Below are 14,682 nucleotides of genomic sequence, written 5' to 3' on the forward strand. Positions count from 1 at the left end.
GCGCTGTCATTCAGTTGCGACCAATATATGTTCCTATTTTGTTTTGGCACAAAAAAAGCGCCTATGGCGCTTTTTATATGTCTTAACTAATCAATTTAGCTATGTATTAATTTTTCAAGCAGGGCTTCTTTTGCAACCACATCTTGATATAACTTAAACTGATTTCTCGCTCGATGCAGATTGTGCTCACTGTGCTTAGTCGCAAAGTAATTATCACCATCTAAGTAATCGGTTAAGAAACGAAGACCAATCATAAATGGCATTACTTTCGCCCCCAGTAAAAAGCTTTGCTTTTCTTCTGGTGTAAGCTCATTTTCTAATGGAGCAACATAACCTTTAACTAAAGCGGCAAAAATCTCTTCTCGTACTCGTACATTATCAAGGTTTGTTGAATCTTCTTCTTCAGGAGAGCAGAACGTACGCACCATATCACCAAAATCAAACAGCCAATAACCAGGCATACATGTATCAAGATCAATCACTGAACGTGCGCCATCGGTTTCTTTACAGAACAGCATGTTGTTGATTTTGGTGTCATTGTGACACGGTCTAAGTGGAATGGTGCCGTAGATCGATTCTAGCTCATCTGCAAGACCAAATTGCGCTTGGCAAAACGCAATTTCCTCTTGGCATTTTTCAGCTCTATTTTCACTATCTGCTTCAAGTTTGTCGTTAAACGCAGCAATTCGCATAGCAAGGTTATGAAAGTCAGGAATAACATGGTGTAGTACTTGTGCATCAAAGTCTGACAATGCCAAGGCAAATTGGCCAAATGCATTCGCCGCAGTTTGCGCCTTCTCTGGGCAACTCACCACATCTTCGCTGTAACTCTTACCAATAAACTCTAGAGCACGCCACACTTCACCATCGACCTTCACTAGGTATTCTTCTGAGGTGGTCGGCAAATGCTTGATAATCTCTAATTCATAGTCATTCTTATCAGCTTTTTCTGTAAGATGCTGTTCAATAGCTCGAGCATTTTCAACCAAATGTTCAGGGGTAGGAAATACTTCGGTATTTAGCTTTTGCACAACCACAGCTTGTTGTGAATCTTTTAACAACATTGTGGTATTAATATGACCACTACCGATTGGTTTAATTGTGGCATTTTCATGGTCTAAACCAAATTCTTGCGACAAATGCTCAGCTATCGCAGTGTTAGTCATAGTCACCTCAGATACTGGTGTAATGGGCGTGATAGTTTGCTCATCCTTGACGATGTTCATAAATCTTTCCTGCTACGCTTGTTAATTCTTCTTTAAATGTGACACCAAACCAAAAATCAACGGCAGAATAAACACGCACTGAAACATGCTCACTTTCTATGCAGGCTTGGATGCAATTAGGTAAATAGTACTCTTTTTTGACATCGCTGTCATAAGCTTCTAGGAATTTTTTAAAATCATTTTCTAGTTTAGCCATCAAGATGGGTGTAATACCCCAAAAAGTCATAGAAGCTAGGCTATGGCTGTCTAGTGATTGTAATTCGCCCTCAATTTCTCCCACCAAACCATATTCTGTTTGATGAATATTTAAGGTTTCAGTAACCTGCTTGAGTGTTTGTTGCTCAACTTCACAAATACCTCGATTTACTCCACCTTGCTCTGAGAGGGTTTTCTCAATTGGGAAGGCAACCATAGCCATACAGCTATCATCTTGCGATTGATTGAAATGCTGAACCATTTGTTTATAAGCATTGGGTCCATAATAGTCGTCAGCGGTAATAACAACAGCAGGGCCATTTAAGTAAGGCTTTGCACATAATAATGCATGCCCTGTGCCCCAAGGCTTAGTGCGATGCTCGGCTAAATGCTTAAACTCAGAGGGCAGCATATCAATACTTTGCTCAACCAAAGTAATTTTCATCGAATTCGGTAGTCGCGGTAGGATTACTTGCTCTAATTCTGCACGAACGGATTTATTAATGATTAACACCGCTTGCTTGATGCCTGCATTGAATGCATCTTCAATGCTCAGTTCCATAATGGTGCGCTTAAGTTTGGGCAGTGGGGTAATTTGTTTGTTACCACCAAATCGACTTCCAAGCCCACCGGCTAGCACCACAAGCGTTAAATTATTTTGCTCTGTTGCCATTTAAAATTATTGACCAAAAATTAACAGGCGCAAGAGTGTACCAGCTTTAGGTTAGATAATCAGCGAAAAATTGTATACACATTAGTGGTATAAGGTGAGAATAACAATGCATTCTCACTAGGCCACGTTTAATTAAAAACTTTGGCAGAGATATTTAACTTCTTGGTATTCCTCTAAGCCTTGCTTTGCCCCTTCTCGACCAAGACCCGATGCTTTCACTCCACCAAATGGCGCGACTGGATTTGAGATGAGAGCTTCATTAATACCCACCATGCCATATTCTAGACTGCTCGCTACACGCTGAACTTGTGACATGTCTTGCGAATAAAAATACGCAGCTAAACCTTCATCAACGGAGTTAGCCATAGTGAGTGCCTGATTTTCATCTTCAAAAGTTTGAATAGCGACCACAGGCGCGAAGATTTCACTTCGACTAATCTCCATACTTTGGTTAACCTCAGTCAAAATGATAGGTGCCATAAACTGCCCCGCTTTTTCTTCACCTTGGTAGGCAATTTTGGCACCTTGCAAGGTGGCATCTTCAACTAGGTTTTGTGCTTTAAGTTTCGCTTGTGCGTTAATCAATGGGCCTAAATCGGCACCTTCAGTAAAGCCATTAGCCACTTTTAACCGAGCAGTTTGCAGCTTTAATTCTGCTAAGAACTCATCTAAGCATGTGTTTTGTATTAAGACTCTATTAGCTGCTACGCAGGTTTGTCCCGCGTTTCTAAATTTCGCCACCAACAGCCCTTGCACCGCTTTTTTAATATCGGCACTTTCAAATACCATAAAAGGCGCATTGCCACCGAGCTCGAGAGAAGCTCGCTTAATTGACTGGGCGCTTTGCGCTAACAAAATTTGTCCGACTCGCGTTGAGCCGGTGAACGTAATTTTTCTAACTTGTTTGTGTTCACAAAAAAATGCGCCAAGCTGTGCTGCATCTTCTGTGACTAAGGTTTGAAAAGCCCCCGCTTCCATACCCGCTTGCAATGCAAGCTGACACAACGCCAATGCACTTAATGGTGTATATTCAGATGGCTTGAGGATAAAACTACAACCCGCAGCATAAGCCGGCGCGACTTTTCGGGTGATCATAGCAAGGGGGAAATTCCACGGTGTAATACCAAATACCACGCCTACTCCCTGCTTAATGACAGTCAGCTGTTGAGTTGGACTATTAGCCGGAATGATTTCGCCATAACTACGGTGCGCTTCATCTGCAAACCATTTTACAAAACCCGCTGCGTAATCAACTTCGGCTAAAGATTCTTTTAAGACCTTGCCTTGTTCAAGGGTGACAAGTTCAGCTAATGCCTGCTTATGCTCTATGATCAAACTATGCCATTTTAATAACACATCGCTGCGTTGTTTAGCAGTGGTTGTTTTTAGCGCTTCAAAACATGTAATGGCAGCATCTAATGCATGCTGACAGCCTGCCATATCAACCGATGAAAGTGTTTCAATCAACTGCTCGTTAGCAGGGTTATTTATGGTGAAAGTATCGCTACCTTGATACGACTTACCATTAATAAATGAGCTATTTAACGCCTTATGCCAATACATGCTATGTCTCCTTAAACAAAAAACCCGTAGTAAAGACTACGGGTTTTCATAATCAAAATCGATTAATGATCTTCATTCACAATATTCAGGTTGTATTTTGGAATTTCTACAACCAAGTCTTCATCGTTGATGATTGCCTGACAACCTAGACGTGATTCAGGCTCTAAGCCCCATGCTTTATCTAGCATATCATCTTCTAACTCGTCACTTTCTTCTAGTGAGTCAAAACCTTCACGGATCACCACATGACAGGTTGTACATGCACATGACTTCTCGCAGGCATGAGGAATTGAAATACCATTTTTTAAAGCAACATCCAGTACAGTTTGACCTGTTTTTGCTTCAATTGCCGCGCCTTCTGGGCAAAGCTCTTCATGGGGTAAGAAAATAATCTGTGGCATTACTTATACCTCGTCTACAGACTGCCCAGTAAGGGCTTGTTTAATTGACATATCCATACGGCGCGAAGCAAATTCACTACTTGCCGCATCTACAGCTTCAATGGCTGTTTTAATTTCATCTGGTGATGTCGCAGTTTCACGTAAATCAGCCAGCTTTTGCATTTCACTACGAAGTGCAGCTAATTCGTCATCATTTAATAATTGACTGTCTGTTGATAGAGAAGCTTCTAATGCTTCTAATACGCGCAGCGCTTCAACTTGCTGCTCTTTCAACATACGCGCTTGCATATCTTCTTTGGCATTGCTCATTGAATCTTTAAGCATTTGTGCAACTTGATCGTCAGACAAACCAAATGACGGCTTAACTTGGATCTCTGCTTGCACGCCCGTTGATTTCTCCATCGCAGACACGCTCAACAGACCGTCTGCATCCACTTTAAAGGTGACTCGAATATGCGCTGCACCAGCCGCCATTGCAGGGATACCTTTTAAGCTAAATTTAGCCAGTGAACGACAATCATCTACCAGCTCACGTTCGCCTTGCAATACATGCAATGACATGGCCGTTTGACCGTCTTTGAACGTCGTAAACTCTTGCGCACGTGCAACTGGAATCGTGGTGTTGCGCGGGATGATTTTCTCAACCAATCCGCCCATGGTTTCTAGCCCTAGAGACAGTGGTAATACATCTAACAGTAACATGTCTGAATCTGGCTTGTTGCCTACGAGAATATCTGCCTGGATCGCAGCACCGATTGCGACCACGCGATCTGGGTCGATAGAAGTCAGTGGCTTTTTATCAAAGAACACTTCAACTTGCTCACGAATAACTGGCATACGGGTTGAACCACCCACCATAACAACTTGCAAGATTTCTTCATGCGATACATCAGCATCTTTTACTGCACGGCGACAGGCACGTAATGTCTTTTTCACTAACGGCATCACCATTTCAGCAAACTGAGCGCGTGTTACTGTCACTGTGTGAGTTGTCTCTCGTAGCTCTAAACCAACATTAACGGTTTCGTAACTCGATAGCGCTTCTTTACAAGCTTTGGCTTTATTGATAAATAAACGCAACTCAGAATTATTTAAATCATTAATTTGCGTTTGTTCTTTAAAATGTGCGACAAGTGCAGAGTCAAAGTCGTCACCGCCTAAGCTTGAGTCACCGCCTGTTGCTAAAACTTCAAATACACCTTGGTTTAAACGTAAGATAGAGATATCAAATGTACCACCACCTAAATCGTAAACGGCGATCACGCCTTCTTGTCCTGAATCTAAGCCATAAGCAACGGCAGCAGCTGTTGGTTCGTTCAATAAACGTAGAACATTTAGACCGGCAAGTTCTGCAGCATCTTTGGTGCTTTGACGCTGTGCATCATCAAAGTATGCTGGCACTGTGATCACTGCCCCTTTAATTTCTTCACCAGCAAAGCTTGCTGTTGCACGATCTTTAAGTGACTTTAAAATCTCTGCTGATGCCTGTACTGGGTTGATTGCACCCACTACAGTATTAATGGCTAAGCTGCCATTATTTTCAACGAACTCGTAAGGCAGTTGCCCATAACTTTGTTCAATCTCAGTTTGAGATTTGCCTAAGAAACGCTTTACTGAAATTAACGTATTAGTCGGGTCTTCTGCTGATGCCGCAGCGGCAGCTTGACCCACTGTGATCTTATCAGCTTCATAGCGAACCACAGATGGCAACATCGCTGAGCCATCAAAATCAGTTAGGGTTTTGGCTTCACCACTTTGTACCGTCGCAACCAAAGAGTTTGTGGTACCAAGGTCAATGCCAATAGCTAGCTTATGTTCATGAGGTGCCGCGCTCTGCCCCGGCTCAGCAATTTGCAATAATGCCATAATGCTCTACGTTCTTAGGTTCGTGTCTATACTCTTCCTACTTAAAGCTGCAGCGGTGTTGACTGCTCTCGTTCTCCCCCAATTACATAGAAAATCTATGCTCATGGGCTTTCACTCGATTGCGCCTACCTGCAACTACAAGTAGTTTGAGTATTAAACCAATTTGGTTTAGTCGAATAAACTGTCTTCAATGCGTGCTAATTCATCACGCAATTTGTATACAAATTTTAGCTTTCGAATGTTATCAGCTGCAGCGTCTAATTGCTCATCGTCATCACTGTTTAATTGCGATGCAAGTTGTGCTGAATATTGTTTATCAAGTAGCTTAATTTCTTGTTCAAAATCTTCGATAGCCACTTCTGGATCGTTACTCTGCGGAAGATCTTCTAGCGCTTCTCGCAGTTCCATTTGCTGCATTAAAAACATCGGATCTTGTAAAGTCTGCTGCTCAGCGCGAATGTCTTTGCCTTTTTCGCTCAACATATACTCAGCGCGTTTCACTGGGTGTTTTAACACTGCTAATGCATCGTTGATCTCTGCGGCTTTTTGAACAGCCAGCAGTTTTTCGCGTTCACTTTTTCCGGCATACCGGTCTGGGTGAACAATACGTTGTAATTCTAAATAGCGGGTATTAATGGCATTTAGATCAACATCATATGAAACGGGAATATCAAACAATTCAAAGTAATGCATTAGGTTAACTCATTCAAAAGCGCTAAAATTATTATGCTAAATGATATTATACAACAAAGCCCTACCAAGGCAGGGCTTTGTTAACAACAGCAAGGTCAGTTACACTGTAAAACTTTCGCCGCAGCCACATTCGTCTTTTTGATTCGGGTTAGTAAATTTAAACCCTTCGTTTAGACCTTCTTTCGTGTAATCAAGCTCTGTACCGTCAAGATAAACCATGCTTTTCGCATCAATGATGACTTTAACACCATTATGCTCAAACACTTCATCACCTTCGTCTAACTCGTCTACGAACTCTAATACGTAAGCTAAGCCTGAACAGCCCGTCGTTTTAATACCTAAACGAAGACCGATGCCTTTGCCACGATTAGCTAAGAATGTCTGAACGCGATTAGCTGCCGCGTCAGTTAATGTTACTGCCATGCCGCTCTCTCTTATTTAGCTTGTTTGCTTTTGTAATCTGCAATTGCAGCTTGAATCGCATCTTCAGCTAGAATTGAGCAGTGAATTTTTACCGGTGGTAATTCTAGCTCAGCAGAAATATCTGTGTTTTTGATTTCAGAAGCTTCGTCTAGTGTTTTGCCTTTCACCCACTCTGTTACCAGTGAAGATGATGCAATCGCACTACCACAACCATAAGTTTTGAACTTAGCATCTTCAATAACGCCTTGTTCAGACACTTTGATCTGCAGCTTCATCACGTCACCACATGCAGGTGCACCCACCATGCCTGTTGCAACGCTTGGATCGTTTTTATCTAGAGCACCTACGTTTCTTGGGTTCTCTACGTGATCAATTACTTTATCACTGTACGCCATAATTCTTTCCTCGCTACCCGCTATAAACTTGCTACACGTTAAATTAGTGGTGAGTCCACTCAACGCTATCTAAATCAATACCTTCTTGGTGCATCTCCCAAAGTGGAGACATTTCACGAAGACGGCCAATTGAGTTTTTAAGTAACTCAACAGTGTAATCAATCTCTTCTTCAGTCGTGAATCGACCGATGCTGAAACGAATTGAGCTATGTGCTAGCTCGTCATTACGACCTAGCGCACGTAATACATACGATGGCTCAAGACTTGCTGAAGTACATGCAGAACCAGAAGATACCGCGATGTCTTTTACAGCCATTAGTAATGACTCACCTTCAACAAAGTTGAAGCTGATGTTTGAAATGCCAGGCACCGATTGATCAATCGCACCGTTGAAATACACTTCATCCATGCTCATCAAGCCATCAAGTAAACGCTTGCGAAGCGTGCTGATGTGCGCATGGTCTTTTTCGAAATCTTGTTTAGCAACACGGAAAGCGGTACCCATACCAACGATTTGGTGAGTCGCTAACGTACCAGAACGCATACCACGCTCATGGCCACCACCGTGCATTTGTGCTTCTAAGCGAGCACGTGGCTTACGACGAACATAAAGCGCACCAATGCCTTTAGGGCCATAGATTTTATGCGCAGAGAAAGACATGAAATCAACTTTTAGTTCTTGTAAGTCGATTTTTACTTTACCCGCACTTTGCGCTGCATCTACGTGGAACATGATCTTGCGCTCACGACACATCTCACCGATGGTCGTAATATCTTGAATAACACCTAGCTCATTGTTCACGTGCATCACGCTCACAAGTACCGTGTCATCTCGCATTGCTGCTTCTAATTTTTTAAGGTCAAGTAAACCGTTTTCTTCAACTTCTAAGTAAGTTGCTTCAAAACCTTGACGCTCTAACTCACGGAATGTATCTAAAACAGCTTTGTGCTCAGTTTTAACCGTGATGATGTGCTTGCCTTTCTTCTTGTTGAAGTTAGCAGCGCCTTTAATTGCTAGGTTATTTGATTCTGTCGCGCCTGAAGTGAAAACAATTTCACGCGGATCTGCATTAATTAAATCAGCGATATCGTTACGCGCTTGGTCCACTAGCTCTTCGGCCTGCCAACCAAAACGGTGTGAACGTGATGCTGGGTTACCAAAATTGCCATCCATAGTCAGACATTGCATCATTTCATCTGCAACGCGCTGATCAACCGGAGTGGTTGCTGCATAATCTAGGTATATCGGTAATTTCATTGGTTTCTCCGCTTGACGCCAACTTAAAGTTGACAGCTCACTTGAATGTTATCTAGTTGCTTTATGGCAGTTTTAACAGCGCTATCTTGACGAGAAGCAACTGACTGCACATCAGATTTGGCGACTAACTCAGCTAGGGAAATATTATTTAAAAACTCAGCAATACGCTCACTTAGATCTGACCATAGTGTGTGAGTTAAACAACGCATGCCGTTCTGACAACCGCCGCCTTCACCGTGACAACGGGTTGCATCAACTGACTCGTCGACTGCATTAATCACATCACCTACAGAGATAGTTTGCGAATCTCGGCCAAGTAAATAGCCGCCGCCCGGTCCACGCACAGAGCTCACTAAGCCATGTTTACGTAAACGAGCAAATAATTGTTCTAGGTAAGATAATGATATTTCTTGTCTTTCAGAAATATCAGCTAAAGGAACTGGGCCAACATCGGCGTGCAAAGCAACATCGAGCATCGCTGTGACTGCGTATCTGCCTTTAGATGTTAGTTTCATTATTGCCCCCTCAGCGTTTTATCAGGTGGTGAATTTTAATTACCTGACTAGGATAGTCAAGTATTACTCACTACACTTACCACTAAAGTAACAAGTGCAATACTTGAGTAATTTACTCAAGTACTGCTCATTGTAATTACCCGACTAAATTAGTCAAGTATTAAGCAAAAAATAATCAGGGGTTATTTATTGCCTGTGGACTTGTTAATTGAAGTCAAAATACCGCGTAAAATATTAAGCTCTTGATCTTCTGGGCGAGCGCGATTGAACAGACGCTTAAGCTTGGTCATTACCATGCCGGGGTGCTGCTTGATGATGAAACCGGTTTCTTTCAATGTGCTTTCTAAGTGCTCGTAGAAAAGCTCCATTTGCTGAGAGCTTGGGTAAACTGCATCGTCTTCTTCTACTGGCTTATCTTGCTTATCTAAAAACGCCATACGCGTTTCGTAGGTAAGGGTTTGAACGGCCATCGCAAGGTTTAATGAACTATATTCAGGATTTGCAGGAATACATACGTGGTAGTTACAAAGTTGCAGCTCCTCATTAGTCAAGCCACTGTTTTCACGACCGAAAACTAAAGCTACAGGGCCGCTTTCAGATCCATCAACCAATTTTTGAGCGCACTCTCTTGGCTCTACCATCGGCCAAGATAAGGTACGTGAACGGGCACTTGTGCCAATTGTTAGTGAACAGTCTGCAATGGCTTCTTCTAACTTGCTCACCGTCACGCTATTACCTAGCACATCAGTTGCACCAGCTGCGAGTGCACTGGCATGGCTATCCACCTCACAAGCCGGGTCAACTAAATATAGTTTTGATAACCCCATGGTTTTCATTGCGCGTGCAACTGAACCAATATTGCCAGAATGAGAGGTGTTAACTAACACAATACGAATATCTTCTAATGCCATTTCACTAAGCCTTTACGACGAAAATTGATAATTGGCTAAGTTTACCACAGCCTTTTTCTGCCACTCAAAAATCTTCGTTTATATTTTTTAATAGCAATTTCAACACGGTCAAAAAAACAACAATTTTATTTTGTTTTTTGGGTTTACTTTAAGGCAAAAATCGCTAGAATACGCCGTCCTGTGCTTACTGCATTGTCAGTAGGCAACGAATTTATACTGTTCTTTTACAACCCAAAGGTAATGCTATGCATCCAATGTTAAACATTGCGGTACGCGCTGCGCGTAATGCAGCTAAAGTGATCTTACGTGCAAGTGAAGATTTATCACGTGTTGAAGCCCAACAAAAAGGCAACAACGATATTGTTACTAACGTAGATAAAGAAGCGGAAGCTATTATCCGTGAAACGATTTTAAAAGCGTATCCAGAGCACTCAATCGTGGGTGAAGAACTAGGTGTTACCGAGGGTAAAGATGCTGACTATCAGTGGATTATCGATCCATTAGATGGCACAACAAACTTCATCAAAGGCATTCCTCATTATGCCATCTCAATCGCACTTAAAGTAAAAGGTCGTTTAGACCAAGCGGTTATCTACGATCCTGTACGTAGTGAGCTATTCACTGCTTCTCGTGGTCAAGGCGCACAGCTAAACAGCACGCGTCTTCGTGTTGCTAAAAACAACGAAATCGCAGGTACTGTGCTAGCGACTGGTTTCCCATTCAAACAAAAGCACCACATTGATGCATACACTGATGCATTTAAAGCGCTATTTGTTCACACAGCTGATATTCGTCGTGCAGGTTCTGCGGCATTAGATATGGCTTATGTTGCAGCTGGTCGTATTGATGGTTTCTTCGAAATCGGTCTTAAGCCTTGGGATACAGCAGCTGGTGAGTTACTTATCAAAGAAGCTGGCGGCATGATCACTGATTTTGCTGGCGGTACTAACTACACGAAGAGCGGTAACATTGTGTGTGGTTCACCTAAGCTTTGCCAACAGATCGTAAAAGAAATTCGCCCGACATTAACTGAGTCATTACTTAAGTAATTACGACTGTATTGGGTTTAAAAAAGGAGCCATCGGCTCCTTTTTTGTTTTGTCGAAAGTAATTTATTCAGCATTAAAATACGGATTCTTCAACCTGATGGCCTTATCAGGCTGATACATAGATAACCGCGCTAAATCTTTGTCAAAGTAACGTGAAAATAACGCATCAAATTCACCGCTTTTTTTTAATTTATTCAATCCACGCTTTAGGTCATCTGCCAATTGTGGCTTTGCTTTATTCACGAAGAAATAAAATGCTGTTGGATATTCCAAATATACATTCGGCAATAACACAAATTTATCCGGGTTTTCTTCAAGCTCAGAGTTCACTTCAATGAAAGAACGAGGAAAGTAGTCTACTCTACCCGCAGCTAATAATTTAAACATAGCTTGATAATTAGAGAGTGGCTTTATCGGCAGGTTGTGGAAAGCCAATATTTTAGTATCTGGCCAGTCATGCCCTTGTACAGCAGTAAATGCTTTTAATTGCTCAATACTTTTAAGTTCTGCGAACTGTGCAAGACGCTCTTTTTTCACCATGACCGCCCGCTTGCCTATGTAGCCCTTGAATAAAGGTACAGGTATAGCTATTGCGATTTGCTCACGGTCAGGGCTGGTCATACTCCAATGCAAGTCAACTTTTCCTGACGAGAGTGCCATCAAAGTACGCTGTTGATGAGGGTGAACAGTGACATGCTCATAATCGTAAGTGGCTCCTGCAGCTATTAACGCTTTATCGAGCAACTCATAAAGGTAATGATCTCGCTCATAAAGCTTTCTTGGCTCTTTCGCGACTTTTATGGTTTCAGTTTCTTTTGCCTGAAGCTGAAAAGCAGCACAAACACTTATAATAATGAAAAAATTGATGAGTCTCTGCATATAGTGGGCTCCCACTCATTTTATTCTAAGCTACCCAAAATAGAGCCATGACTCAAGTATTTCTGATTAAGAAACAATCGCCACTGTTGGTCGGCGCTTATTTGCTACAAACAAATAGCTGTTACGATAACGTTTGGCTTCCTTCTTGGCATCCGTTGCTAGCGCCGCGACCTGATGACTGTTATGACAGCTATCAACATGAGGTGACACAAGGCCAATTGACAATGTGAGCAAAGGCACAAACTGCTGCTGTCCTTCTCGGTTTGTAGCCCAATACCCCCCAGCTTTAACATGCTCAGCGGTAAAATAGCTTTTAGACTTCAACTCAAACTCATTAATAATTTCTCGGCAAAGTGGTTCGGCATCATCACCATCAAACACCACCATGAAGTCATCACCACCAATATGTCCAACAAATCCAGAAAAGTCAGCACAGCACTCACTGATCACATCGGCTAGCAGCTTTATTACACCATCACCGCTGGCATAACCATATAAGTCATTAAATTGCTTGAAGTGATTCAAATCGATATAGGCCAAAGTAAACTCTTGTTTATTAAGCAGTCGCTGCTCTATGGCTTCGTTAATTGCAACATTACCCGGTAACATAGTGAGCGGGTTGGCATGCTGGGCATTGCGAATTTTCTCTTCGGTAATGTGTTTTAAAATCGCTCTAAGTGGCACCAAACCTAAATACTTTCCGCCTTGCGTCACCACAATGTGGCGACGAATATCAAAGTCTTGCTCCGTAATTAACTGACTCACTTCATCTAGCTGAGTTTGCTCATCAACAATTAATGGCTGTTTATCCATAAGAGAAGCCAAAGGCTTTTTAGCATACAAAGCATGACCATAAGGCGCTGCAAATACTTCTGTTAGCTGATCACGGTGCAATAAGCCGACAGGAGTTTGATAATCATCCACCACTGCAAGGCTCATCAGCTGTTTGTCTTTTTCAAAAACGCGGTGTGCGTCTTGGCACAATACGCCATTTAATACCGCTGGGGTGACATGTGTTAATTCCCCAATTGTTTTAACTAAACCTCGATGTATCACATTTCCCTGTGTTTGGCTCGACTCTTTTAGAGTATTTGGGTAGGCATTCAGTGGAGCATGTGCAGGTCGTGCAATTAAAAAACCTTGCGCATTGGTAATTCCCAACTGGGTGATTAGTGCTAATTCTTCAGCGCGTTCAATTCCCTCAGCAATAACAGCTGTACGCGTTGCTTTAGCAAGCTCGATAATAGACTTTAAAAACTCACGTTTAACCAAACTTTGATCGCAATGATCAATAAAGTAGCGATCGATCTTTACAAAATCAGGCTGTAACTCTGACCATTGTTTTAACCCTGAGTAACCCGCACCTAGGTCATCAATAGCAATATTAAAGCCTAATTTACGGTAATGACCGATGGTTTTAAGCAACAAAAAGCCGTCATCTACTTTATCTTGCTCTGTCACTTCAATTACAACTTGATTGGCCTGTAACCCATATTGCTGAATAAGCTGAAGAGTTTCACCTCTAGGGTGGTTTGGGTCTAACAATGTATTCGGGCTGACATTTAGAAATAATTTGCCCGACAGGTTTAATTCGGCAAAGCGCTCAATCGCTTTTTCACGGCATAATAGCTCTAATTCAGAGAGTTTATTAAAACGCTGTGCTGCAGCGAACAAGGTGTTTGGTGATTCTAGCTCAGATCCTTTAGGACCTCGACTAAGTGCCTCAAAACCTAAAATAGTTTGCCGCGCAACATCGCAAATTGGTTGAAATAAGGGCTCAACCAAGCGTTCGTCTAAAATTGTTTGTAAACTCTGCGCGTCAATTTTAAACGCCTCTATGCGACCACTCTCCACTGCAGATCACCAAAACAGAAACAGTATCCGGTTAGTTTACAACCGCAGTATGACAATTTTATTGCGCTCGAAATCTGTTCTAGCCAATTAAACTTGCAGGGTTTAAAATACTTGTTTGGAAACCAAACCACGTTTCAAGCCACAGATTTAATTATGACATCACAAACTCGCGGTAATTTATTTATTCTTTCAGCGCCTTCTGGTGCTGGTAAATCAAGCCTGATCAAAGCACTGTTAGAGAAACATGCTAATATTAAAGTCTCAGTATCTCATACCACTCGCGACCCTCGCCCAGGTGAAAACAATGGTGAGCACTACCACTTTGTCAGTGTAGATGAATTCAAAGCATTGATTGAACAAGGCGACTTTTTTGAATGGGCGCAAGTTTTCGAAAATTACTATGGCACTTCAAAAGCAGCGATAGAATCTCAACTTGAGCAAGGCATTGATGTGTTTTTAGATATTGATTGGCAAGGTGCGCGTCAAGTTCGTGAATTAATGCCATCAGTAAAAACGGTCTTTATTCTACCGCCGTCGCAAGCCGAACTTGAAAATCGCTTAAATAACCGCGGACAAGATTCTCAAGAAGTGATTGCAGGCCGTATGGCGGAAGCAAAATCAGAAAGCTCGCATTATGATGAGTTCGATTATGTATTGGTAAATGATGATTTTGATACAGCTCTAATGCAACTTGAACATATTGTTATGGCTGCTCGCCTTGAACTGGATGCACAAAAACACCGTCATCAAAGTTTAATTGCTGAGTTATTAGCTTAATCTC

15 protein-coding genes are annotated in these 14,682 nt (G+C 42.1%); 2 read left to right on the forward strand and 13 right to left on the reverse strand.

The window, feature by feature from the left end:
- Positions 1-95: 95 nt before the first annotated feature.
- The 11 genes from AC1HJP_RS09205 to trmJ form a co-directional block, all read right to left on the reverse strand.
- Complete coding sequence (locus tag AC1HJP_RS09205) at positions 96-1,166, reverse strand: phosphotransferase enzyme family protein (RefSeq protein WP_480361683.1); 1,071 nt, start codon at positions 1,164-1,166, stop codon at positions 96-98.
- Between the two features lie 40 nt (positions 1,167-1,206).
- Positions 1,207-2,094, reverse strand: coding sequence for a nucleotidyltransferase family protein (locus AC1HJP_RS09210; protein ID WP_480361553.1), 888 nt, complete (start codon positions 2,092-2,094; stop codon positions 1,207-1,209).
- A 132-nt stretch (positions 2,095-2,226) separates the two neighbouring features.
- Positions 2,227-3,657, reverse strand: coding sequence for an NAD-dependent succinate-semialdehyde dehydrogenase (locus tag AC1HJP_RS09215; protein WP_480361554.1), 1,431 nt, complete (start codon positions 3,655-3,657; stop codon positions 2,227-2,229).
- 62 nt (positions 3,658-3,719) lie between these two features.
- Positions 3,720-4,058, reverse strand: coding sequence for an ISC system 2Fe-2S type ferredoxin (gene fdx / locus AC1HJP_RS09220; RefSeq protein WP_058031045.1), 339 nt, complete (start codon positions 4,056-4,058; stop codon positions 3,720-3,722).
- 3 nt (positions 4,059-4,061) lie between these two features.
- A complete protein-coding gene (hscA, locus tag AC1HJP_RS09225) occupies positions 4,062-5,924 on the reverse strand; it encodes a Fe-S protein assembly chaperone HscA (RefSeq protein ID WP_480361555.1) in 1,863 nt (620 codons plus the stop codon).
- Between the two features lie 168 nt (positions 5,925-6,092).
- Entirely contained in the window at positions 6,093-6,617 is a 525-nt protein-coding gene (gene hscB, locus AC1HJP_RS09230; RefSeq protein WP_480361556.1) for a co-chaperone HscB, read from the reverse strand.
- 99 nt (positions 6,618-6,716) lie between these two features.
- A complete protein-coding gene (iscA, locus tag AC1HJP_RS09235) occupies positions 6,717-7,040 on the reverse strand; it encodes an iron-sulfur cluster assembly protein IscA (RefSeq protein ID WP_480361557.1) in 324 nt (107 codons plus the stop codon).
- Between the two features lie 11 nt (positions 7,041-7,051).
- The gene (iscU, locus tag AC1HJP_RS09240; RefSeq protein WP_138628348.1) at positions 7,052-7,435 is read right to left on the reverse strand and encodes a Fe-S cluster assembly scaffold IscU; all 384 of its coding nucleotides are present in this window, start codon (positions 7,433-7,435) and stop codon (positions 7,052-7,054) included.
- A gap of 43 nt (positions 7,436-7,478) precedes the next feature.
- Positions 7,479-8,693, reverse strand: coding sequence for an IscS subfamily cysteine desulfurase (locus AC1HJP_RS09245; protein ID WP_421965421.1), 1,215 nt, complete (start codon positions 8,691-8,693; stop codon positions 7,479-7,481).
- Positions 8,694-8,716: 23 nt separating this feature from the next.
- Positions 8,717-9,208: a Fe-S cluster assembly transcriptional regulator IscR gene (gene iscR, locus AC1HJP_RS09250; RefSeq protein WP_058031051.1), complete on the reverse strand. Its 492-nt coding sequence runs from the start codon at positions 9,206-9,208 to the stop codon at positions 8,717-8,719.
- Positions 9,209-9,390: 182 nt separating this feature from the next.
- Entirely contained in the window at positions 9,391-10,119 is a 729-nt protein-coding gene (gene trmJ, locus AC1HJP_RS09255) for a tRNA (cytosine(32)/uridine(32)-2'-O)-methyltransferase TrmJ (protein WP_130254076.1), read from the reverse strand.
- A 245-nt stretch (positions 10,120-10,364) separates the two neighbouring features.
- On the opposite strand from trmJ, the gene suhB reads away from it, so the two are divergent.
- A complete protein-coding gene (gene suhB, locus AC1HJP_RS09260) occupies positions 10,365-11,168 on the forward strand; it encodes an inositol-1-monophosphatase (RefSeq protein WP_480361558.1) in 804 nt (267 codons plus the stop codon).
- Positions 11,169-11,231: 63 nt separating this feature from the next.
- Here the strand turns inward: suhB and AC1HJP_RS09265 are convergent, their stop codons facing one another.
- Positions 11,232-12,047, reverse strand: a complete 816-nt coding sequence (locus AC1HJP_RS09265; protein ID WP_480361559.1) for a substrate-binding periplasmic protein — start codon at positions 12,045-12,047, stop codon at positions 11,232-11,234.
- A gap of 66 nt (positions 12,048-12,113) precedes the next feature.
- Entirely contained in the window at positions 12,114-13,901 is a 1,788-nt protein-coding gene (locus AC1HJP_RS09270) for an EAL domain-containing protein (protein WP_480361560.1), read from the reverse strand.
- A gap of 153 nt (positions 13,902-14,054) precedes the next feature.
- On the opposite strand from AC1HJP_RS09270, the gene gmk reads away from it, so the two are divergent.
- On the forward strand, positions 14,055-14,678 hold the full coding sequence (gene gmk, locus AC1HJP_RS09275; protein ID WP_480361561.1) for a guanylate kinase: 624 nt from the start codon (positions 14,055-14,057) through the stop codon (positions 14,676-14,678).
- Positions 14,679-14,682: the final 4 nt, after the last annotated feature.

The sequence above is a fragment of the Pseudoalteromonas sp. NFXS53 genome (genome assembly GCF_056629255.1).